The sequence below is a fragment of the Microcoleus vaginatus HSN003 genome (assembly GCF_022701255.1).
In the GTDB taxonomy this organism is placed as follows: domain Bacteria; phylum Cyanobacteriota; class Cyanobacteriia; order Cyanobacteriales; family Microcoleaceae; genus Microcoleus; species Microcoleus vaginatus_B.
Genome location: NZ_CP031705.1, coordinates 2,374,971 through 2,398,547, shown reverse-complemented (window position 1 = coordinate 2,398,547; position 23,577 = coordinate 2,374,971). Strand labels below are relative to the sequence as shown.

15 protein-coding genes and 1 pseudogene are annotated in these 23,577 nt (G+C 44.7%); 9 read left to right on the top strand and 7 right to left on the bottom strand.

Annotated features, from left to right (window positions below; all coding sequences use genetic code 11):
* Positions 1-44: 44 nt before the first annotated feature.
* The 3 genes from avs2 to D0A37_RS10250 form a co-directional block, all read right to left on the bottom strand.
* The gene (avs2, locus tag D0A37_RS10260) at positions 45-4,772 is read right to left on the bottom strand and encodes an AVAST type 2 anti-phage system protein Avs2 (RefSeq protein ID WP_242723810.1); all 4,728 of its coding nucleotides are present in this window, start codon (positions 4,770-4,772) and stop codon (positions 45-47) included.
* Between the two features lie 122 nt (positions 4,773-4,894).
* Complete coding sequence (gene rph / locus D0A37_RS10255; protein ID WP_242723808.1) at positions 4,895-5,620, bottom strand: ribonuclease PH; 726 nt, start codon at positions 5,618-5,620, stop codon at positions 4,895-4,897.
* Between the two features lie 130 nt (positions 5,621-5,750).
* Positions 5,751-6,317 carry an adenylate kinase family protein gene (locus tag D0A37_RS10250; protein WP_242725469.1) on the bottom strand — a complete coding sequence of 189 codons (567 nt, stop codon included), beginning with the start codon at positions 6,315-6,317 and terminating at the stop codon, positions 5,751-5,753.
* Positions 6,318-6,673: 356 nt separating this feature from the next.
* On the opposite strand from D0A37_RS10250, the gene D0A37_RS10245 reads away from it, so the two are divergent.
* On the top strand, positions 6,674-7,201 hold the full coding sequence (locus D0A37_RS10245) for a P-loop NTPase family protein (RefSeq protein ID WP_242723806.1): 528 nt from the start codon (positions 6,674-6,676) through the stop codon (positions 7,199-7,201).
* Positions 7,202-7,313: 112 nt separating this feature from the next.
* Here the strand turns inward: D0A37_RS10245 and D0A37_RS10240 are convergent, their stop codons facing one another.
* The gene (locus D0A37_RS10240) at positions 7,314-7,493 is read right to left on the bottom strand and encodes a hypothetical protein (protein ID WP_006633030.1); all 180 of its coding nucleotides are present in this window, start codon (positions 7,491-7,493) and stop codon (positions 7,314-7,316) included.
* Between the two features lie 300 nt (positions 7,494-7,793).
* Positions 7,794-9,293 (bottom strand): GUN4 domain-containing protein, encoded by a 1,500-nt coding sequence (locus tag D0A37_RS10235; protein ID WP_242723805.1) that lies wholly within the window; start codon positions 9,291-9,293, stop codon positions 7,794-7,796.
* A 610-nt stretch (positions 9,294-9,903) separates the two neighbouring features.
* Between D0A37_RS10235 and D0A37_RS10230 the strand changes: the two genes are divergently transcribed.
* Positions 9,904-11,355, top strand: coding sequence for a hypothetical protein (locus tag D0A37_RS10230; protein WP_445242513.1), 1,452 nt, complete (start codon positions 9,904-9,906; stop codon positions 11,353-11,355).
* 13 nt (positions 11,356-11,368) lie between these two features.
* Here D0A37_RS10230 and D0A37_RS10225 read toward each other — a convergent pair.
* Positions 11,369-11,516 (bottom strand): annotated as a pseudogene (locus D0A37_RS10225) (IS5/IS1182 family transposase); the annotation flags it as partial.
* Between the two features lie 292 nt (positions 11,517-11,808).
* Entirely contained in the window at positions 11,809-11,976 is a 168-nt protein-coding gene (locus D0A37_RS10220) for a hypothetical protein (protein WP_242723803.1), read from the bottom strand.
* Between the two features lie 413 nt (positions 11,977-12,389).
* Here D0A37_RS10220 and D0A37_RS10215 point away from each other — a divergent pair, with 413 nt between their 5' ends.
* The 7 genes from D0A37_RS10215 (at position 12,390) to infB (ending at position 23,351) form a co-directional block, all read left to right on the top strand.
* Complete coding sequence (locus tag D0A37_RS10215) at positions 12,390-15,215, top strand: hybrid sensor histidine kinase/response regulator (RefSeq protein ID WP_242723801.1); 2,826 nt, start codon at positions 12,390-12,392, stop codon at positions 15,213-15,215.
* Entirely contained in the window at positions 15,212-16,603 is a 1,392-nt protein-coding gene (locus D0A37_RS10210) for a hybrid sensor histidine kinase/response regulator (RefSeq protein WP_242723799.1), read from the top strand. Before D0A37_RS10215 ends, D0A37_RS10210 begins: the two co-directional genes overlap by 4 nt.
* 71 nt (positions 16,604-16,674) lie before the next feature.
* The gene (locus D0A37_RS10205) at positions 16,675-16,824 is read left to right on the top strand and encodes a MoaD/ThiS family protein (RefSeq protein WP_242723796.1); all 150 of its coding nucleotides are present in this window, start codon (positions 16,675-16,677) and stop codon (positions 16,822-16,824) included.
* Positions 16,825-17,310: 486 nt separating this feature from the next.
* Positions 17,311-17,778 (top strand): ribosome maturation factor RimP, encoded by a 468-nt coding sequence (gene rimP, locus D0A37_RS10200; RefSeq protein ID WP_242723794.1) that lies wholly within the window; start codon positions 17,311-17,313, stop codon positions 17,776-17,778.
* Positions 17,779-18,063: 285 nt separating this feature from the next.
* Positions 18,064-19,353, top strand: a complete 1,290-nt coding sequence (nusA, locus tag D0A37_RS10195; protein WP_242723791.1) for a transcription termination factor NusA — start codon at positions 18,064-18,066, stop codon at positions 19,351-19,353.
* Between the two features lie 94 nt (positions 19,354-19,447).
* Positions 19,448-19,762: a YlxR family protein gene (locus tag D0A37_RS10190; protein ID WP_242723789.1), complete on the top strand. Its 315-nt coding sequence runs from the start codon at positions 19,448-19,450 to the stop codon at positions 19,760-19,762.
* A 382-nt stretch (positions 19,763-20,144) separates the two neighbouring features.
* Positions 20,145-23,351, top strand: coding sequence for a translation initiation factor IF-2 (infB, locus tag D0A37_RS10185; protein WP_242723787.1), 3,207 nt, complete (start codon positions 20,145-20,147; stop codon positions 23,349-23,351).
* Positions 23,352-23,577 lie beyond the last annotated feature (226 nt).

The following is a 23,577-nucleotide window of genomic DNA, read 5'->3' as shown; positions in this document are numbered from 1 at the left end:
GACGCCCGTGCCACGATGGAGGCGGATAGATGAAAGGGCGATAGTCAAATAGTCGAGCTTTTGAGAAGCAAATCGGGTTTTCTATGCCAAGTATTAAGCTTTTCTGCATCTATTACACCATTTTTTAGCCGATACACACCATAAATTTCTAGGCGTCCAGGCCATTCATTATGATTTCCACCAATCAATTGACGTTCTCCTAATACTGTCCAAATAATATCTAAATTATTTTCACTTAGAAAGTTAACCAGTTGATATTTGGAGATTAAAAAGTTTGCTGGAGACAGTTGATTTAAAGGATTAAATGCCACAAGTTCATTGTTTAAATTCCTAAACTTCAAATATTCTCCTGACCATCTTAATTCCATATTCTTCATTAGCCAAGCGGAAGGAATTAAAGCAGATATTGTTTCATCTGTTGAACAATCAAAACTACTACTAAAAGAATATCCGGTTGTTGTTACAACGACTGGATAAGGTAAATCTCCGTCTGTACTATTTATGTGAGAAACCCAAGAATTAGCTTCAATCCATTTATGATAAGGTAAACCCCAAGAAAATTCGCCAATAAATATATCAGAAATTTCTCCAGATTCTGGCATCCATCTCCCTTCAAAGTTCTTATTTTTTAACCATTTGTAGGTTTCTTCCATATTTTCACAACGCACAATATAGCTTCGTATCTGATACCACATTTGTCGTTGAGAAGTTTGATATTTTTCTTCTTCTAAAGGTTCTTTTTCTTCCCAACCATAATGACCTTCTAGAGTTAACCAAACTGTTTCATCATTAGGATTAGTTAATTCAATGAGTTGACATGGATCGGGACAGTCATCTTGTTGCTTTATCCAGTCTATCTGTCCTTGTTTATCAACTTCGTCAAATATATAGTCGATAGGTTTTAACCAAGTTTTTTGATTATTTTGTTGAGATTCAGGAATTTGTTTTAACAAAAAGGATGGATCGATATCTCGGATTCCAATCTGCCAAGTTCCTTTATAAACAGATGATTCAGATGCTTCATCCAACCCAGAAGAAACTGTAAACTCTAAATTATCTGCCATGCAACCAAGAAATTCATGAAGGGCAATCCATTGGTATTTCTTACCAATTCGTTCTGGTTTATTCGCAGCACGACCATGACTACCACAACGTCTATCAAACCAACCGAACTTTTCAATTGTCCATCCTAATTCAAGAACTCGCTTAACAATCCAGCGTTTTGCAATAGAAGTATCGAACCGACATTCATCTTCTCTTGGATTTTCTAAAAATGGTACAACATAATTTTCAAAAAATTCTGTTTTTTCCTGGTCAATAATGCTCACAAAATCTCCTTTACCAGATGTAATAGCTTCCTTTAATTCTTCGTCTGTCCACTCTTCTTCAAAATATTCTATACGACTTTCAGGCTCTAGCTGTTTATACAAATCTACATTTTTGGATATTGTTTGATATTCTTCCCATGCTTGTTTCTGTGTAGTTGTAAGAGAGTCTATAAATTGCTCATATCTCTCTTTTTTAGTAGGTTCTTTTGGCTCGCCTAATATACAGGAAGACCAGTAACGAGTACGATATTCTATAACATACTGAGAAAAATCCCCTCCCATAAAAGAGTCCATAACTGATGTGTATAGAACATCAAGGCTCCATTTAGGATCGTCTTTAAAACTATTAAATTGAGTTTCCTTTGAAACACTTCTTAGCTTACATATAATTAAAGAATTTGAAGCCCATGACTTAAATGATAAAAGTAATAGTAATAGAGGTAGATTGATGTCAAAATCAAGCTTTATTAATTCAATATATAGTTTTAATTCTTCTTCTGTTGGTAGATCGAGATTCCAATCACTTTTATAAGGGGGATGAGTTTTATCAATATCTACCTTGTCTGATAAAGTACCCAGATGATTAGCTACTTCAATAACACCACGAGCATAATCACGCAAAAGTATATGTACTGGTGGTGTACCTTCTTTAAATACCCATTCATAGATTTTGTTTGCAAGTTCTCCTATTTTGTCAGCATCATTGCTAACCATTGCGACTCCATAAGCAACAGCATAGAGCCGTTCTAATACATAAATATCATCAACTTCTAAAAACTGCTCGATAACTTTGACTAAAACTTGAGGTCTTGGATGTAGCATTGAAACAAGAGCTTTTGTTGCACGATCGCGAAGAAAACGATGAGATGTTGTTAAAAACCATGTCAAAGCAATTGCACAAAGTTCGATGGATTCATCTGAGATATGGTCTTTTTCGGCTTCCCAGACCCATTCAAGTAAACGATCGACTGCCCCTTTTTGTTCATACTGATCGAATAAATAAATAGACCAAATTGCATCGCGATCTGGCATTCTGAGATTTATGAGATGACGATGAAGAGATTTTGCATTTAAAGGATGTTCAGGATCGGTAGCTACTGTCAGTAGTACATTATAAACTTTTTCTTCATTTCCTTCTTCTTGGAATATTTCATCAAGATAATCTTTGGTTGTTTGAGTTATTTTAGTGGGATTACGCCAAATAAGACTTTGTAAAAATGGATGTTCAAACCACCATAATCTAATTGATGTTAATTCCATTACTTCTTTTCCAAGTCGTTCAGGAATTTGAATACATAAAGCTTCCAGTAAACCACTTATACTCTGTGTATTCCATCTAGCTGCTATTAACCTACCTAGCGGTTTATTTTCATCAAATGATTCAGTTGGCTTGTCTTTATCAAGGTAGTTTTTCAGCAAATAACGGACTATTAAATGATCGCTAAATTTTTCGTAGGGAAACTTAATAATATCAATCTTTTGATTTTGTTCTTCTTCATATTCGTCTTCTGAGGGACGATAAATTAAATCTTCTGATAGTAACCCCTCAGCAAGCAGGTGAGAAAATAAGCTCTGTGAAAAAATATTATTAGGCAAGAAATAATTAACAATACTTTTTGCTTCTTCTCTATCTATCCAAGGCTGTTCTTTTTCTGCCATTCTACAGGCTAAAGCTTCTACTGATTTTCTTACTAAATTAGTCTTATAATCATAATCGAGTCGTACACATAAAACCTCATTAACTGAATCTATAAATAGATTAAAAACAGCAGTAATTCCCTTAATGCCTTTAGGGATTCGTGTTAATTTACGATTTTTAATACCTTTACAAAGTGTTTGTAAGAAAAGTGGATTAGAAAACTCTGGAACTAACAAAGGAACGTTAGGATGTTCAATGCCATAATGAGAAAAAAAGGTTTTAGTAGCAATATATTCATGGTTAGCAAATCCATGATGTTCAACTTTCACTAACTTTTCTGGAACAATGCTTTTTGGTATTGTTACGCTTTCGTATGAAGTACGACAGCTTACTGCAATAGTAATGCGTGGATAGTTATGCAAAACAGCTAACATACCTGCTAGTTCCTTTTTCCATAAACCTTTATCATCACTCTCATTAAGAGCATCAATCAAAATCATTGCATGACTACCACAAGCTTGTGCAGCAGCATCTAATGCGCCTAAAAACTCGTCACGCTGACAAGAAAGGTGCAATCTCTGCATTATTTGAATCCAAGGGTTGCCTTGACAAAAGTGCTGACCCAATAAAATTATGGTCGGAAGTGAGTTATCAAGACGATGTTTAGCTATATCACAGAAGAGATGAGTTTTACCTGTTCCAGCTTCACCCGTAAGTAGAAGTGCGCCTTGATTACACGCAGCAGTAATATCACTGGTGGCAAACTCGTAAATTTCTATTCCTATTTCTTTTACTTTTGAAATTTTATCACGAACTGATTTTAAGTCTTCATTTGAACGATTATCAATGTCTCTATTTTCTATTTTTTCCTTTGGTTGTCCGTTATGAGACGGATTCACTTGCCGAATTTGTGTGTAACTATCATATTGCCAAAGTTTTTTTGACAAAGAAGCAATTAAGTCAAAATCAATTGGTGACAAAGCCTGTCTATCAGATGCTTTTTTCAATGCACTGATGAGTAAGTTGACATCTTTACTCAGATCGTTTAAAGATTTAGCTACATTAGGAACTTTTTCCTGTAATTCTTCTGACGGCTTCTTGGCATCTTTCCACTTTCGACAAAGCTGACTGTATAAGTTGTCAATGCGGTCAAAGAAAAGATCGGTTCTACCAAGTCCTTCAAATATTTGAGCTGCTGGTAAATCAACATGAATTTCTGGTGTGTAGCGTGCCCCAGCATTTTCTCTAACTTCTTGAAAACGCTGAATCATCCATTCATTAGTTAGTTCTTGTTTATTAAACCAAAAATAGGCACGACCAGCATACTGAGGTTGTGGGCGAGAAAGCCTTTCAATAATTTCTGATTCTCCCCAATAAACAAACTGAACTTTCATATCATGTTCTTCAGCCCATCCTTCCCATGTTTGAACACGCTCATCCCAGCGATCCATTTGGGATTTTTCTCCGTCCTTGCGTCCTTCAGTACGGTTAAGGGGCAAACAGATTATATATTCAATTAAATTTGGATGTTTATCCAAGGCCGCTTTAACGGATTTATCAATTTGTACCCATTGGCTATCTCCCAATTTATCAGGAAAATATTTTGTTTGCCAAGCCTTCTCATTTCCATTAGGTAATCGCCAGTAACATTCAACACCAGCATCTCCTCCAGCACCCGATTTGCGACGAAAAATAGAGTCTTTTGGTACTTCCTCAAATGATGCAAGTTGACAGCATAGTTCTTCAAATCCTTCATGTTGACTACCTTTGTGAGTGCGAATGTCTTTGAAATCGATTTTAGTCATTACTAATACTCTCCTAGACAAAACTAACGTTCTACTTAGCTAACCTCTGATTCACGGACAGGCTTATATTTTATTCATCTGCCCGATCGACCGAGTACATAAAACTGACTGCTGACTAATGACTAATGACTGCTGACTAAAGCTTGCCTTTGAGCCTCCAACAATTCTTGAATCCCGGTTTCTGCCAAATCCAAAATTTGATTTAACTGACTCCGACTGAAACTTCCCTCTTCCGCAGTTCCCTGAATTTCGATGATATTCAAATCTCCATTCATTACCACATTACAATCAATTTCAGCCGCCACATCTTCCACATAATTCAAATCTAAAAAGGGCTCGCCTTCCAAAAGTCCGACAGACACCGCCGCCACTTGACGAATAATCGGCGATCGCACTAAATCACCTTTTTGTACCAATTTATTCAAAGCATCAGCCACAGCCACAAACCCGCCAGTAATTGAAGTTGTGCGAGTCCCCGCGTCAGCTTGCAAAACATCCGCATCCACAAGTATGGTGCGTTCTCCCAATAGTTGCATATCCAAGCACGATCGCAAACTGCGCCCAATCAACCGCTGAATTTCTTGAGTCCGTCCCGATAATTTCATAAATTCCCGCTCTTGTCGCTGCGGCGTAGAACCAGGCAACATTCGGTATTCTGCTGTCAGCCAACCTTGTCCGGTATTCTCCAGAAATCTAGGCACTCCCGGCTTGATTGTAACGCTGCAAAGTACCTGAGTATCGCCACTTTTTGCTAGCACCGAGCCGCTAGCAAATTTGGTAAACTGTCGATCGAAACTAATCGGACGAATTTGATTTGGTTGTCTGCCATCTGGACGCTGGAAAGACATAATATTTAGGTGATTGGTAATGGGTAATTGGGTAGTAAAAATTCAAAATTGGTGATTAATCTTCCGGTTTTTTTGATTCGGTAAATATGCAGTCATTCAATATAGAATCTAAAATCTAAAATCTAAAATGCTATGACGATTGGCCCTTAGCCTCGATCAATTGGAGAATATCCTGCTGGACTTGTTCAGGGGATTGATCGCCATCCACAGTTAACAGTTTGTTGCGGTATTCGTAATACTCTAAAAGAGGAATAGTGCGTTCGTGGAACAAATCGAGGCGACGCTGTAAAATTTCAGGATGGTCATCCGATCGATCGCGCTCGATCGACCTACTCAGCAAAACCTCGATCGGCACTTTCAGCCAAACGGCCCAATCTAGCTCCTGCGCCAAATCCTCTAATAAAAAATCCAACTCCTCAGCTTGAAAAGCCGTTCGCGGATAGCCCTCCAACACCCAGCCATTAAAGACATCCCATAGCAGCAGTCGGCGGCGAAAGAATTCAATCATAGTTGCGTCGGGAACTAATTCCCCTCTTTCGACATAAGACACCGCCAGCTTGCCTAAATCTGTGTCTTCTGCGATCGCCTCCCGTAGAATGTCCCCCACAGCCAGCAAAGGAAGGCTCAAATTGCTGCACAGTAGTTCAGCCTGAGTTCCCTTTCCCGCTCCTGGCCCTCCCAGAATCACCACTCTCACAGTCCCTGCTCCTAGTGCCGCGACATTCAAATTTTACGCGATGTGTGTACCTTTTCTTAAAAGCCCTGGACGCAGCGAGACTCTCATCACCTTGGTTTTTCACCCCATAACTGTATAAATGTCAAGCTCCACGCCGTATTTTGGTAAAAAACCCCGTTTCTGCGTAAGTGCTAATTGAGTCCAAAAATTGAACAAATGACTGCGAATGCCACTGCCGTGAGCTTTTGACAACTTGTATATCTAGTGTTCGATCCGATGTGCACTCGGCCCCGTACACTATATATTGTCAAGCAGGCTTCAGCCACGCCAAGGTCGGAGCTGCACTCAAGACTTAGTTGCTGATTAAATATTGCCCTATGGTTGCTCAGTTACAAACCCCTAAACTAAATTTAAACCACAGCTTGCCCTACACAGTTCAAGGGCTGGTGCAAGTCTTTACAGGCCCGCACCGCTGCTTTTTTACCAGTGTCATGGCTCAAGCCCTCAGAATTGCAGGACAGGGAGCTCCAGTGCTAGCGGTACAGTTCCTCAAAGGGGGAATTAATCAAGGGCATCAGCATCCGGTGCGGCTGGGGCAAAATTTAGATTGGGTGCGCTGCGATTTGTCACGCTGCATTGAGAATGCCGATTTAGATGAGCTGGAGACGCGATCGATCGAACAATTGTGGCAGTATGTTCAAAATGCGGTGCGCGAAGGTCGTTATTCCTTAGTTATTCTCGATGAATTGAGTTTAGCGGTTAATTTGGGATTGATTCCCGAAGCCGAAGTGGTGGCATTGATTGACAACAAACCGCATCATTTGGATATGATTTTTACCGGGCCATCCATGCCCCAAAGAATTTTGGATATTGCCGACCAAATCACTGAAATTCGCCGCAGTTAAGGACAATGATTCCAGTTGCGATCGCCTGTTTAGCGGTCGCATTTTTTATGTAAAAAAATAGGCGACCGCTTAGCTCAAAGAGCGATCGCACGCTATCAATTTAGCAGCGACATTAGGATTGAACTACCGGATCGAACACAACAGTCAATCGATCAGCCGGCACCATCCGTTTGAGAATTTTTAAGTGACCATCTGCATCAGACCAACTGCGAAACTCACCCACAACCACCTTTTCCACATTTGGAAGCGAGCGAACTATAGTCCACGGCTTGAGACGTTTTTCTTGCAACATAATATATATCTCCTTGGTAAATTGGAGCCAAAGCCAGTCCCCATGCTTTGGCAGGGCCCAGGACTGGCTTTTGACTTTGTAAACTTGCCCTTCTCTAAGAACATAGCACAAAAAAAATAGTTTGTGATTATATCTTATTTTCCGCTTTCTTTATACCTAATTCCTACAGGACAAATGATTAAACTAAAAACTTGTTAATTCTTTAATTCGCAACTCAAAACTATTTAATGACTAACACTTCAAATTCGCTTGGGGTGCAGCCTGACTAATAAATTCTGCCTTCTACCTTCTACCTTCCTTCTACAAATCCCGCCGCGACAGCAGAAACCAGATCCCACCCAAACCCAAAACACCACACAAAACCCCGCCTTCCCACCCAAAAACAGTCCCCCCCGGCAAATGTCCAGGCTTTGCTTTAGAAGTAAAATTCAGCTCAGAATAGTATACCCACTGGCTGTTAACCCGCCAGCCCACTCGATCGCCAAACTTCTCCCAAACTGTAGCATCATAAACACCAGCCTTTCCCCCCGACTTTACCCACAAACCCTTTTGCACAGAAAAACCGAATCTGCGGTGACTGTGCCGCACCCAAAGTTGATCGATAGTCTGCAAATCCTTAGCTGGAAACTTCCTAATATCTTCCTCGCTCAAATAACCCCGTGAAACTTGCTGCATCACCTCCAGCATTTTCACAGAAGTTTCCTCATCAGCACCCCGCCAATTTTTAGCAGCGAGCAGACTTGCCAAATGAGAATAATCAATACCTTTTTCTGACTCTAAATTCACAGAAACTAGCGGAGTCTCAGTCACAGGTTGAGTCGGTACAGAAGGACTAATAACAGTTGCCTGCTGCGACTTTTCCAGCACGGGGACAACAACAACAGGAGGTTTTAAAGCATCCAAAACTTCCACAGCCGATTTGTAGCGATCTTTAACATATTCCTGAATCAACTTATCCAAAACCTGACCTAAATCCTGGCTAATTTGCGTTCCTTTTGGCAAAGCTTCCCTCCAAAGCCATCGGCCTTCAAGCGGATCGTAAAGGTCATCGTGAATGTCCCCGTAGATATCGAGATAAGGCATAACAGAAGTCAGCAAGCGAATGCAAGTCACCCCCAAACTATAAAGGTCGCTAGCAGGAACAGCCCTACCGTGACGCTGTTCTAGAGCCGCGTAGCCAGGAGTTCCCAACTTCGTTCCAGTTTTAGTTGGAGCAGCCGCTACTACCTGTTTGGAAACCCCAAAATCTATTAGCACTAACTTGCGATCGCGAGATCTGCGGATCACATTCTCAGGCTTAATATCGCGGTGAATTACATTTCTGTCGTGAACAAACTTCAATAAAGGCAGCAAATCTAACAGCAGTTCGCAAGTTTTAATTTCGCTATAAGCACCGTACTTATCTAACTCATCCTTTAAATTGTTGCCATCAATAAACTCTTGCACTAAATACAAGCGCCCATCTTCCTCAAAATAAGAAATTAACTGAGGAATTTGCGGGTGCTTCAGTTCATATAACCGCCTTGCCTCTTGTTCAAACAGTCGAACATATTTTTTAAAATGACCGGGTTTCCGTTGAAATTCTTGAGGGGGCGACAACTGTTTGATCACGCACAATTCCTCAAATTTTCCATGATTAACAGCTCGGAAAGTCCTGCCAAATCCCCCATCGCGCAGCGGCTCAGTTGCTGCATAAAGGTCTTTTAGCAGCAGCTTTGAACCACAATTAAGACAATACTTTGTGCCTGGGGGGTTCTGACGCTTGTCTCTTGGGCAATCGAGATTAAGGCAGTATGTCATATATTAAAAAAAATGCGAACCAATTTATACTCAGGGTTTAATATTATTCAAGAGTCCGATCGCGAGATGGTTTTTGTAGAGGCGAGACCTCGAACCTTACGGAGGCGACAGCCACCCTCGCGATCGGAGGGGGCGTTCTCGCCGGACTGCCCCTGAGCAAGTATAACTCTCTTGAGGGTTTGACCTCAAACTCGAAGCCCAAATCTAGCCTTAGACTCCGAGCCAGCAATACATTTGATTTAGCGGTCAAATAGCCACCAGATTAAACAGAAATAGTAATTTATTACCAGCCCACTTAGGTTTGCAACACCGACAAAAAACTTAGGATTCCGCCTGAGATATAATTTTATTGCCAGAGAGAAGCAGACTAACGGGAGCGGCCGCTTCCGTTAAGTTCGCTCGACCTTAATATTTTACCAGTATATTTTTTACCTAACCAGGCCCAATCAACAATCCAAAACTCCCTAACAAACGCACGTTAAAATAAAGACTAGCTTCCTCGAACGCAATCCGAGCGCGAGCCGACAATTAGCCAGTTTTCCCTGTTTCCTTTTTTTAGCTATTACCAGTTACATCTATTTCGATCTGTCTACTTAATTAGGAATCGCCAGTGACCCCAAAACTACAGCCCTCTAAAACTCCAAACTCCCGCCAAAAATCACCAAAAGTACCTTGGTTCGAGCGGTTCATGGCACTGGTCGCCCTAGGAAATTTAAGCCTAGTATTATTTGACATAAGTTACGTGCCAGGGCGAGATTTCTACCTCCGGCAACTGCCAGTTATAACTCAACTATACGACCCATTTAAAGGAATTAAACCCCACCGAGACACCCAGCAATATCTAGAAACCTTAGAAGAATTAAAAATTCAAGTAGTGCAAACAGGCTTGCCCTCTCCCCAAGTAGCAGCCAAATTGCAGGAAATAAACAATCTGAGCGCGAAAATGATCGACGAAGATCCCTTTCGAGTAGCATCAAAAAGCGGCACCCTAGAAAAAATTAAAGACCGAATGCGCGATCGCATCCCGAATTCGCAAGACTCCGCTAAACAATCATTCCAAGCATTCTGGCGCCAAGACTATTTAAACAAACAAGGTTGGCAAAAAGAAATCAAGTGGTTTGATACCAAAATTAAGCCATTAATGGCCACCAACTATTACCGCGAGATTGGAGAAAACGGTGAATTCACCGATAACTTCTGGCAAATAGACCTGCCATTTGTTGTCATATTCGCGATCGAATTTCTAGCCCGTACCTACTCGATCAGCCGCCGTCACCGTAGCGTCACTTGGAGAGCAGCCATGCTCTGGCGATGGTACGACATCTTCCTGATGCTCCCATTCTGGCGCCTGTTGCGAATATTACCCGTCACAATTCGCATCCACCAAGCAAAAATGCCGGATCTCCAACCCATACGCAGCCAAATCAGCCGAGGTTTCGTCGCCAACTTCGCCCAAGAATTGACCGAAGTTGTAGTAATTCAACTCATCAACCAGATGCAGCAATCAATTACCACAGGCGAACTCGCCCGTCAACTATTTCAATCTAAAAAACAGCGCTATCTAGACATCAACAATGTTAATGAAATAGAAGCGATCGCCACCCATCTAGTCCAAATAACCGTCTACAAAGTCCTCCCCCAACTCCAGCCAGACCTAGAAGCCCTTCTCCAGTACAATATTGAAACCTTCCTCAAACAATCCCCCCTGTATGAAGGATGGAAGCAAGTACCCGGTCTGGGAAACCTGCCCGGACAGCTAGCACAGCAATTAGTTGCAGAACTGTCAAAATTAGCCACTCTCGGCCCCCAAGATGCCTACGAAGCCTTCAAAATCGCCACCGAAGACCCCATAGGCATGAAACTCTCAAGCCAGCTAGTCCAACATTTCGGGCAAGCTTTAGGAACCGAACTGCAACAGCAGCACACCTGGCAAGAAATACAACTGCTGCTATGCGACTTCCTAGAAGAGTTCAAAATCAACTACATTCAGCGGTTGAGCGAAGAAGACTTCGAGAAAATTTTAGAACAAGCCAAAGAACTGCAACGGATAGCCCCGCGTTAGGGCGTGTCATCATTCGGAAGTCCCCAAACCGTTCGGGCAAGTCTCGCCACGAGATGCCCGCTGGGTAGCCGTACAACACCGCTTCCACTAACAACCGATTGTAGACAGGCTGTTCCACTCACAGCACCTTCTCCTCCGCGCCACAAATCTTTGATCGTCATTTCCCACTGTTAATCCCGTAGGGCATAACGGTGGCTTTTTACGGCGATCAAATTCTTCTAGTCGGCTGTATCTCTACTTCACCTTCCTTTACCTCAAGTGATGACAGGCCCTAGCCTCTAGGATTTGAATAACCTTAAAATCCTTGGCAGCCCTCGGTTCATCTCTAATACCAAATTCACTATTAAGCTGAGATAGTTTCCCAGAATAAAAAGAATAGCCCTCAGCTTTCTCCTCTGTCATAATCCCTTCTGCTGCACCGCTTTACTTATTTTTTTCGTGCCCAATTAGCAATTAGCAATTACCCTGCTGTAACTCCTGCAAATGAAACTTGCTGGAATTGTAAAGTTTCATTTGCGATCGGCATTCTCTACGAGAGTCATCCGCAGGGTTGTGCATCAAATCTTTAGCGCGGTAGTGAGTTAGACCGCCGTTACGGTTCTCAGCGGCTTGGGGTGTCATGTTTTTAGCGAGCCAGGTGAATTTTTGTAGATGTAGATTATATCAATTTATATGTAAGTTTGATGAAATTATACTTTTTAGTGCGACTGTGTAAAGTAAAGTTAAAAACTATTACAAATATCTCTAGACGAGGTAATCTATTAGATAGGATTTCTAACTGCTTTGCTAAGCGATAAAAAAAATACGACGGCTACCAAAAAATAAGGCGGATCAGCATTTTCAGTCAGCTATAATTATAACGCTCTCAGGGAAAACACGTAAGTAGCAATGCTTTTCCAAGTAAATTACTTTCTAAAACTTTACACTAACTATTATAGATTCCTTTTCAACATCTATTTCCTCAGCCTCATTTCAGTAAATCCACTGAAAATTTTCATTCAACCCACTCATTACCCCAGGAATAACACCACTCAATGCCACAAACCTCTGCAACCACTTTCTTATCAAACCGTTCTAAAAAAAAGGTATCCCTGCGCCTGATTTTAGTATTGCCATTCGTCGTGCAAATCTTTGCTGCCGTCGGTCTGACAGGCTGGCTATCCTTACGCAACGGGCAAAAAGCAGTCAACGAAGTTGCTAGCCAGTTGCGGAGTGAAATTACAGCCCGCATCGAGCAGCAGCTCAACACATACCTAGATACAGCCCCTCGCGTCAATCAACTGAATGCCAATGCCCTTCGCCTAGGATACTTCAAGCCCGACGAATTGGAGAGTGCGGAGCGTTATTTGTGGGAGCAAATTCAAGCATTTCCTTCTCTGCCCAATATGGGTTTTGCTACTAAAAGTGGAGAGTTCATAGCCATTGAACGCCAAGAGAATGGCAAACTATTTTTTAAAAGAGTAGATAAGGAGAGTCGTACTGAACTTCATATTTATGAATCGGATAGCAAAGGCAATCAAACAAAGCTCTTAAAAATTTCTCCTAGCAACAATATACTCAACCGTTCTTGGTATAAAGACAGTGTACGCTATAGCCGGCCCACATGGAGCGAAATTTTTTCGATTACAGGTCAGAAAACGCTCTCACTTCCTGCCGGACATCCAGTTTATGACGAAAGTGGTGAGCTGCGCGGGGTATTGGTGGCTAATTTTCTGATCTCTTTCCTCAGTGACTTTCTGCAAAGCTTAAAAATCGGTCGATCGGGACAGACATTCATTATGGAACGTTCTGGACTCCTAGTAGGCAGTTCAACTCTCAAAGAAGCATTTATCATCAAAAATGGCAAACTCGATCGTCTGAATGCTTTAGATAGCACAGATGATTTAATTCGGCTGACAACAGCGCATTTAAAAGAACGCTTTGGCAACCTCACTAAAATTAGCAAATCTCAGCAAATAGATTTTACGATCGCCGGTCAGCGGCAATTCCTCCAAGTTATGCCCTTTCAGGATAGCCGAGGATTGGACTGGCTGATTGTCGTCGTAGTTCCTGAAAGCGATTTCATGGATCAAATTAACGCCAATACCCAGACTACCATTTTGTTGTGTTTGGGAGCCTTGGCGCTGGCTACCGTTTTGGGAATCTTAACCGCACGCTGGATTACCAGCCCGATTCTCCGTTTGAGCGCAGCTTCTAGGGCGATCGCCAGTGGCGACTTGAAGGAAAATGTGCAGGTAAAAGGCATAGAAGAACTAGAAGTTTTGGGTCAGTCTTTCAACCTTATGGCACAACAGTTGCGCGAATCCTTTGAGGCGCTAGCCAAGACCAATTCAGAGCTAGAAATCCGAGTAGAAGAACGCACCGCCCAACTCACCGAAGCCAAACAACTCGCTGATACTGCCAACCAAGCTAAAAGTGAATTTTTAGCGAATATGAGTCACGAATTGAGAACGCCACTCAATGGCATTTTAGGATACGCTCAAATCCTAGAACGATCGAAAACGATGGACCCGAAGGAACTTCAAGGCATCAATATCATTCACCAATGTGGCTCCCACCTGTTAACCCTGATCAATGACATCTTAGACCTCGCTAAAATTGAAGCCCAGAAATTGGAACTGTACGCGAAAGATTTTAATTTTCCTTCCTTTTTGCAGGGAGTCGCAGAAATTTGCCGCATCCGAGCCGAACAAAAAGGAATTGCTTTTGTTTATCAACCCAGCTCTGAAATGCCTGTTGGCATCCAGGCTGACGAAAAACGTTTGCGACAGGTACTCATTAACTTACTGAGCAATGCAATTAAGTTTACCGACTCTGGAGGGGTAAATTTTAAAATAGAATATCGGGACAATGGGACAGGTGAAAAATTACAAAGCTATGAGCAAAAGCCATCCTCACCAATTCATAAAATTCGGTTTCAAATAGAAGATACTGGCGTTGGTATGACACCAGAACAATTAGAAAAAATATTTTTACCTTTTGAACAGGTAGGAGACAGTAAGCGTCAGGCGGAAGGAACCGGGCTCGGTTTAACAATTAGCCAGAAAATTGTCGAAATGATGGGTAGTACAATTCAAGTAAAAAGTCAGTCAGGAATCGGCAGTGTTTTTTGGCTAGATTTGGATTTACGGGAAGCGTCAGACTGGGCAAATACAACCACGACGGCCAACCAAAGAAAGCTGGTTGGCTACCAAGGTAGAAAGCAGAAAGTTTTGGTTGTGGATGACAAATGGGAAAATCTCTCAGTCATTGTCAATTTGCTGGAGCCCCTCGGATTTGAAGTAACCGAAGCTAAAAACGGCCAAGAAGGTTTAGAAAAAGTAGAAAAGTTTAATTTCGATCTGATTATCACTGACTTGGTGATGCCAGTGTTAGATGGCTTTGAGATGATGCGCCGTATCAAAAATTTGTCACACTATAAAGACGTGGCAATCATTGCTTCATCTGCCAGCGTATTTGCTACGGATCAACATAAAAGTTTGGAGGGGGGAGCCAACGATTTTATCGGTAAGCCAGTCCAGGCAGAAGAGCTATTTGATATCTTGCAAAAGTATTTAAAACTTAAATGGATATATGACGAAGGAAAAAATGAAAAAATCAGCCCTATTCCCTTTTCCTCTGATCCTCAATCACTTTCTGAATCGAAATCTGTAGTGGCTCCCCCGCCAGGAGAAATAGAACTTTTATTTGAACTGGCGATGAGAGGCAACGTAAAAGGAATTGTGAAGCGCAGTGAGCACCTAGAGAAGTTGGATCAGAAATTTGTGTCCTTTGCTGTTGAGCTGCGCCAGTTAGCCCAAGGCTATCAGGTCAAAAAAATCAAAGAGTTTATTACATCCCACAGAATAGAAAAAGAATGAAGGCAGCAAATATGGAAACAAGTAGCATCTTAATCGTCGATGATAATCCTAGCAATCTGGACGTGCTTTCTGAAGCTTTAGCTGGTTCGGGATGGGAGATATTGGTAGCAACTGATGGAGAAACTGCCATCGAACAGGCTGAATATAGTCAGCCTGATTTGATTTTGTTAGATGTGATGATGCCAGGAATTGACGGGTTTGAAACCTGTCATCGGCTGAAGGCAAGTCCGTTGACAACCGAAATTTCGGTAATTTTTATGACCGCTCTTTCTGACATAGGAGATAAGGTCAAAGGCTTTAATCTAGGGGCGGTGGATTACATTACTAAGCCCTTTGAACAAAAGGAGGTGTTAGCTCGCGTCAACCTCCATTTAAAACTGCGTTCTTTGACTAAAGTTCTCGCACAGCAAAACCTAATGCTGAAACGGGAAATAGAAGACAGGCTCGCAGCAGAAGCAGCGTTAAATCAGCTCGCGCAGGAGTTAGAAAAACGGGTGGAAGAACGAACGACTGAACTTTCTCAAGCTTTGGATAATCTTAAAAAAGCTCAAGTGCAAATCGTTCAAAGTGAAAAGATGGCTTGCCTTGGTCAACTTGTAGCTGGGGTGGCTCACGAAATTAACAATCCAGTTAGTTTTATCTCCAATAATATCCCTATTGCCAAGGAATATATTGCCGATTTGATCGGGATGACTCGGCTTTGCCAGCACAACGTTACTTCGACATCAGAATTTGAGGATAAGTCCCAGGAGATTGAGTTAGATTTTATTGTTGAAGATTTGCCAAAAATTATCGATTCAATGGCGGTCGGAACAGAGCGCCTTTACAATCTTTCTATGTCACTGCGTAATTTCTCTCGGTTGGATACATCGGCACTAACGCCAGTGAATATTCACGATGGGCTAGATAGTACCCTGTTGATTTTAGGTCATCGATTGAAAGGTAAAGGCACTCACCCAGCTATTAAGGTTATTAAAGAGTACGGCGAATTACCGCTGGTCGAGTGCTATCCTGGGCAAATCAATCAGGTGTTTATGAATGTATTAGCGAATGCAATTGATGCTTTAGAAGAGTCTACGATCAGTTGTCCGCTGTGTGGGGAAAAGCAACAGAGCAATGACAATCCACAAATTCGGATCTCCACTGAAATGCTTCGGGGCGACAGAGTGGTGATTCGGATTGCTGACAATGGGCTGGGGATAACGCCGGAGATAATGCAGCATTTATTTACGCCGATGTTTACTACAAAATCAGTGGGTAAAGGGACAGGTTTAGGCTTGTCTATTAGCCGTGAGATTGTAGAAGCAAAACATGGTGGTACGCTGACCTGCATTTCCTCGCCCGAATGCGGGGTAGAGTTTGTAATTGAGCTTCCTATTCAGCATTAGTAATGGGGATTTTTCAGGGTGAATCTTAGTTTGGCTGTTTTGTCAATATACTGTTAATTTGGCGATCGCCCATGTGGAATCTACCAATCACCATCACTGTCAAACTCTTCGCCACCTATCAAGAAGCAGAGGGCTTGTCCAAACTAAAATTAAAATTTCCCAACGAAACTCCCGTATCCCAAGTCCTAGAACGCCTGAGTGCCCATCGCCAACAGTTCTAGGGACGATCGCACCCGATCACGGTATCCACCAGGAATTTGCCCTCGCCCCACTCCAAAACGGCGATCAAGTCCTCCTCATTCCCCCTGTCAGCTATCCCCCTCTGCCCTCGGACAGTCCGCCGATGGCGATCGGTTTGTCACCGGGCGGGCGATCGAGCTAAACTGAGAACTGAGGCCTCCCTTCGATCGAAAGAAGTCCTCAAACTTCTTGGAAGAAATTGTTTTACCTAGGAGTGGGTCAAGCCCACTTTTTTTGTTGCATTAGTCGCAGGAAAAGATCTCAGGGCGTCTGATTTGCAAGTTGAGGACTGATTGAGTAGGGGTAATCCCCCCGCTTGAGATCCCTGCTGGGATGTTGGGTAAGTCCCAAAGTTGAAGACGAAAGTCGCAGCCACCTAATCAAACCACCTCAAAGCCAAGCAATCTCAACACCAAATTTTTCCTTGCCCGTGTCCGAGTTTAGGAGTTTTAACTTAAGTATTCGATATGACTCATCCCCTAATCCCACAAATCATTGACTTAGCTACCCCTGTTGCGGAAACACTGGGATTGGAAGTAGTGGGAGCAGTGTTTCACACCAACCAAAATCCTCCCGTCTTGCGGGTAGACATCCGCAACCTCCAACAAGACACTGGTTTAGCCGACTGCGAGCGCATGAGCACAGCCCTCGATGCTGAGTTAGAGGCAGCCGACATCATACCCGATGCCTACGTGCTAGAGATTTCCAGTCCCGGAATATCCCGATTGCTCAGCAGCGATCGAGAATTTATTACCTTTAAAGGTTTTCCCGTGACAGCCACAACCACCGAACCCGACTCACGAATCAAAGAGTTGAAAGGACTACTCCAGGGCCGGGATGAAACAGCGGTTTATCTCAATCAAAAAGGGCGACAGGTTAAAATTCCCCGCCCTCAGATTGTCAAAGTTGAACTAGACGAAGGAAAAAAGATGTAAAGGGAAATTTTGAGTTTTGAGTTTTGAGTTTTGAGTGTTAAGTTTTGAGATTGCCTCGCAGCAAGCTGAAAACGCTTGGCTGCGAGTTAATTTTTAACAATCACATCTGTAGGCAGCGGGTTGAATAGGAATAACAAATAAATTGTTACAGCACCGAGTTCCCCTAATCCTATTCAGTAACTCATCACTCCTCTGTCCTCACTTCTCCTGGAAAATTTCCAAGTACCAATTACCGATTACCAGTTACCAGTTACTTATTACCACAGCAAAAAAGGAGTGTTTTATATGTCAATGGTTCCCCTGCCCGGACTAAAAGAAATGGTCGAAGGTATTAGCAAAGAACGCAATTTACCCAAACACGCCGTCCAAGCAGCCTTGCGAGAAGCCCTGCTCAAAGGATACGAACGCTACCGCCGTACCCAAAAACTCGATCACTTCAGCGAAGAATACTTCGACAACTTTGATGTAGAGCTCGACGCCGAACAAGAAGGTTTCCGCGTTTTAGCCAACAAAACTATTGTCGAAGAAGTCATCAATCCCGATCACGAAATCTCACTTACGGAAGTGCAAGAAGTAGCCACGGAAGCTCAGCCTGGGAGCATCGTGCTCGTAGACGTAACACCAAATCAAAAAGAATTTGGTCGCATGGCCGCCATCCAGACCAAACAAGTCCTGGCTCAAAAACTGCGCGACCAACAGCGCAAAATGATTCAAGAAGAGTTTAAAGATTTAGAAGAAACCGTTCTTCAAGCAAGAGTGCTCAGGTTTGAGAGGCAGTCGGTAATTTTAGCAGTTACCAGCAGCTTCGGTCAGCCAGAAGTAGATGCCGAACTCCCTAAGCGCGAACAGTTGCCCAACGACAATTACCGGGCCAACGCTACATTCAAGGTTTATCTCAAAAAAGTAGGCGAAGGCTCTACTAGAGGGCCGCAGTTACTTGTTTCTAGAGCCGACGCAGGTTTGGTGGTTTATCTGTTTGCTAACGAAGTACCAGAAATAGAAGACGGGGTGGTGAGGATTGTCGCCGTAGCCCGGGAGGCAAATCCCCCTTCCCGGCACGTCGGCCCCCGGACTAAAATAGCAGTTGATACTCTCGATCGCGACGTAGACCCTGTAGGAGCCTGCATCGGAGCGCGGGGATCGCGGATTCAGGTAGTAGTCAACGAATTGCGTGGCGAAAAAATCGACGTGATCCGCTGGTCTCCAGACCCAGCAACTTATATTGCCAACGCTCTGAGTCCTGCTAGAGTAGATGAAGTGCGTTTGGTTGCTCCAGAAGGCAGGAGAGCTCACATTTTGGTCGCTGAAGACCAACTGAGTCTTGCCATTGGCAAAGAAGGTCAGAACGTGCGCCTCGCGGCCCGCCTAACCGGTTGGAAAATCGATATCAAAGATATTGCTAAGTACGATCGCGCCGCCGAAGACAGCAAATTGGCAGCAGAAGCAACCAGGCTCGAAGAACTAGCAGGCGACTACGACGCAGACGAAGGATCAGACTACGACGGCGACGAGGAAACCGGAGAATTTGAGGAAGAGGAGGCAGCCGCGACAGAGGAAACCGAAGCCGCAGTCTAAAAACTGTGAGATTTACCAGATTTTCTCTCTTCGGGAGACCAGGAGGACTTGTCCCCTACTCCCCCCTCTCCCCCTACTCCCCCTCTCACAAGAAATGAAACCGAACTACCGGTGCTGTGCAAGTTGTCGAAAAATAGCTCCTAAGGAAGCTTTTTGGCGAGTAGTCAGGCTCTATCCTTCTCATCAGGTACAATTAGATCGTGGCATGGGCCGTTCTGCTTACCTTTGTCGGGAAGCAGAATGCCTCAAAGCAGCTCAGAAAAAAAATCGACTTGGGCGATCGCTCAAAGCACCTGTGTCTGACGAACTGTACCAAACACTTGGGCAGCGTTTAGCCACATCTGACTGTACATCTTACTCTGGCTCACCCGGACGAAAAACCGACAATGGTTCGGCATCGACTGTATAAACCCTCTTGGCAGCCCTACCAGTAATTACCGGTAGCGCCAGCTATAAAACCCCAATCCGATCTGCCCACCAGTCTGGAAAGATTTGTGTCAGATTAGATAAGGGTAGGGTACTAGCAGAGGTATCCTCAAGGTGGAAAGGCAAACTTTGAAGCTTGAGAGAGTGGGTTTTGCCAAAACTCAGACTTCGGAGTTCCAAGTTCCCAAACAGACTTGAGAATTCTTCAACCGCAGACTTCAGCGAGTTGCATCTTTTAGATAAAATTGCTGAGCGAGTACCAAAACCCCGATTCCTGACACTGAATCAATCACACCGAATGATGTCGTCATTAGCACAAAAAATCACAATGTAAAAACTGGTTGGCACAAAAGAGGGCAGAGTGGATGAACAACGGCAAAGTAAGAATTTACGAATTATCACGGGAACTAAATTTGGATAATAAAGACATCTTGGCAGTTTGCGAGCGGCTCAATATTTCAGTCAAGAGCCACAGCAGCACAATTACAGAATCCGAAGCAGAGCGCATTCGCAAAACGGCGGAAAAATACGTAGCCAGTAGCCACTCTTCCCCCGGCAAGCCAGCTCCACCCGAAAGAGCAGCAGCGCCATCTAGAGAATCTGGCCCTCACCCTAACGACCAACAAAAAAAGCAGCAAATTTTAGAAATACGCAGTCCAAAAGTACGACCGGCTGGTGCCAACTCCCAGCCTGCAGGCAACGAGGAGAACAAAGACCAGCCCGCGGCAACCGTGGCAACTCCTCCCAAGTCGCCTGCAGCTCAACAACTCCAGCCTCCAGCTAAACCGAATATCAATCGACCTGTACTGTCGAAGCCAAATGTCGCTGTCCCGGCGGCTCCGTCAGAAACAGTGGCCGAAACAGTTTCGGAAACAGTGTCAGAAACAGTTTCGGAAACTGTAGGTGCGATCGCCCCGGAAACAACCGCCCAGGCTCAGGCACCTACAGCACCTCAACCGCCGTCGGAAAAGGCTCCCGAACGCACCAAGCAACCGCCGATCGCCCCCCCTGCGCCGTCGGCAAAACTCACGTCGCCGCCAGTCAGAGGGGCGTCAGAGTCGGCTAGCCGTACCCCACAAAATCTGGGGAACAAGCCGGTACTCAAACTTGCAAAAACCGAGCAAGAGCAATCAGAACAGTCAGAAACTCTGGAAGCGCCGGCTAAACCGAGCCGCCCCAGCAGACCGACACCGGGAGCTCCTACCGAATCCCGCGACGCGCAAAGACCGCGCCGGGAAGGCGCTGGTGGCCCAGTAAAAACTCCACTGGCCGCTCGACCCCAGCCCGGTGGCCCGCGCCGGAGCCTTGCCCCCGCAACGTCAGCTACCGGGCTGCGTAGCCGCGGCGGTGACACCGGAGCCATAGGGGATGACACGGATGACAATGAAGAAGATAATACGCCGTTGCTGGAGATTCCTCTCCTCGAAAGGCCCTCCCTCCCTCGTCCTGCCAAAAAGACATCGGTCATTTGGGAAGAAGATGATGACGAAAACTCAGATGCTGCCAAAGCTGCCAAGGCAGTTAAGGCAAAACGTTCTCGCCTCAAACCCATAGACGAGGATGACGATGACTTAGAAAACGGCTTGGATCTGCCAGCACCAGTCACGGTCAGCCTGTCCCTAGCCCGCCCAGCTAAAGCGAAGGGACAAGCAGCACCCAAGTCAACACCAACTCCGGGCGCACCCGGAAGCAGCGGAAAAAATAAGAGACCAGGCCCTTCTCACGATAAAAGTTCTTCTTCAGGTTCCAGCGGGGGACGCGGCAACCGGGGCAAAACAGCCGAAGCTAAGGTAGAACGTCCAGAAAAACTGCTGCTGAGCAGGCCGATGACCGTTCAAGAACTAGCAATTACTCTGGCTGTTCCCGAAACCGAAATTATTAAGCGGCTTTTCTCTAAAGGAATTGCGGTAAATATTACCGAAACCCTGGACATTCCAGCGGTGAGGATGGTAGCCGAAGAAATGGGCGTAGAGGTGGAAACCCCAGAAAAAGTAGCCCCAGCTATCAAAGTGATCGAGATGCTGGACGCAGCCGATTTGGAATACCTCGAACGCCGTCCGCCAGTCGTAACGATTATGGGTCACGTGGATCACGGTAAAACTACCTTGCTCGACTCGATCCGCAAAACCAAGGTGGCTCAGGGAGAAGCTGGGGGCATTACCCAGCACATCGGTGCTTACCACGTGGATGTGGTACACGAAGGCAAGAGCCAGCAGGTGGTATTTTTGGATACGCCCGGTCACGAAGCCTTTACAGCGATGCGGGCTCGGGGAACACGGGTTACGGACATCGCCATCTTGGTGGTGGCGGCGGACGACGGCGTGCGACCCCAGACAATTGAAGCGATCAGCCACGCAAAAGCGGCGAAAGTGCCAATTGTTGTGGCTATCAATAAAGTTGACAAGGAGGGTGCTCAGCCGGAACGGGTGAAGCAAGAGCTTACTGAGTACGGCTTGGTGGCAGATGACTGGGGCGGCGATATCACGATGGTTCCAGTCAGCGCGATCCGAGGCGAAAACCTGGATACGCTGTTAGAAATGATTCTGACAGTGGCGGAAATGGAAGACCTCAACGCCAACCCGCACCGACCGGCTAAGGGTACTGTGATTGAAGCTCACCTCGACAAGGCAAGGGGACCTGTGGCAACTCTGCTTGTGCAGAACGGCACTCTGCGAGTAGGCGATATTGTGGTCGCAGGCTCGGCTCTGGGCAAGGTGCGCGCCATGATCGATGACCGGGGCGAACGCGTAGAGCACGCAACTCCATCCTTCGCGGTGGAAGTGCTGGGGCTGCGAGAAGTTCCTCGCGCCGGAGACGAGTTTGATGTCTTCGCAAACGAAAAAGAAGCTGCGGCGATCGCCACTGGAAGAGCTACCTCCCAACGAGATTCCCGCCTGCTGCAAGGCGGCCGGATCAGCCTCAGTGGCTTCTCTCAACAAGCTAAGGAAGGCGTTCTCAAGGAACTCAACTTGATCTTGAAGGCAGATGTCCAAGGCTCCCTCGAAGCAATTGTCGGCGCTCTGACTCAACTTCCTCAAAAAGAAGTTCAACTCCGACTGCTGCTATCTGCTCCTGGGGAAATTACCGAAACGGATATTGACCTCGCTGCAGCAAGTAATGCTGTAATTATCGGGTTCAATACTACTCTCGCCACCGACGCTCGCCTCGCCGCTGACCAAGCAGGCGTAGACGTGCGGGAATACAGCATCATCTACAACCTCTTGGATGATATTCAAGGGGCGATGGAAGGCCTGCTGGAACCCGAACTGGTGGAAGAACCTTTGGGTCAAGTCGAAGTGCGCGCTGTCTTCGCGATCGGTCGCGGGGCTGTGGCTGGATGTATGGTACTCTCTGGCAAAGTCATCCGTAACTGTAAGGTGCGGGTGCGCCGGGGCAACAATGTCGTTTACGAAGGTGTCCTCGACTCCCTAAAACGGATGAAGGAAGATGCCAAGGAAGTCAATGCTGGCTTTGAATGCGGCATTTCTTTGAGCGGGTTTAGCGACTGGGCGGATGGCGATCTTATTGAAGCCTACCGGATGGTTACTAAGCGCCGGACTCTCTCTCAATAGTTTTGAGTTGTGAGTGTTGAGTTGGAAGAGAATTTGTGAGTGATGGCAACCAAATTGCCGATCGCTCGCAACTATTCTCTTCACTCAATACTCCCCAACTCATCACTCCCAACTTTTGTCTTTAACTTATAGCAGAAGCAAGAAGCCAGAAGGCAGAAGGTTTTAGTTATCGAGGTGAGAAGGAAGAAGTAATAAAAGCAAATATATCCGCAATTAACAACGTCCT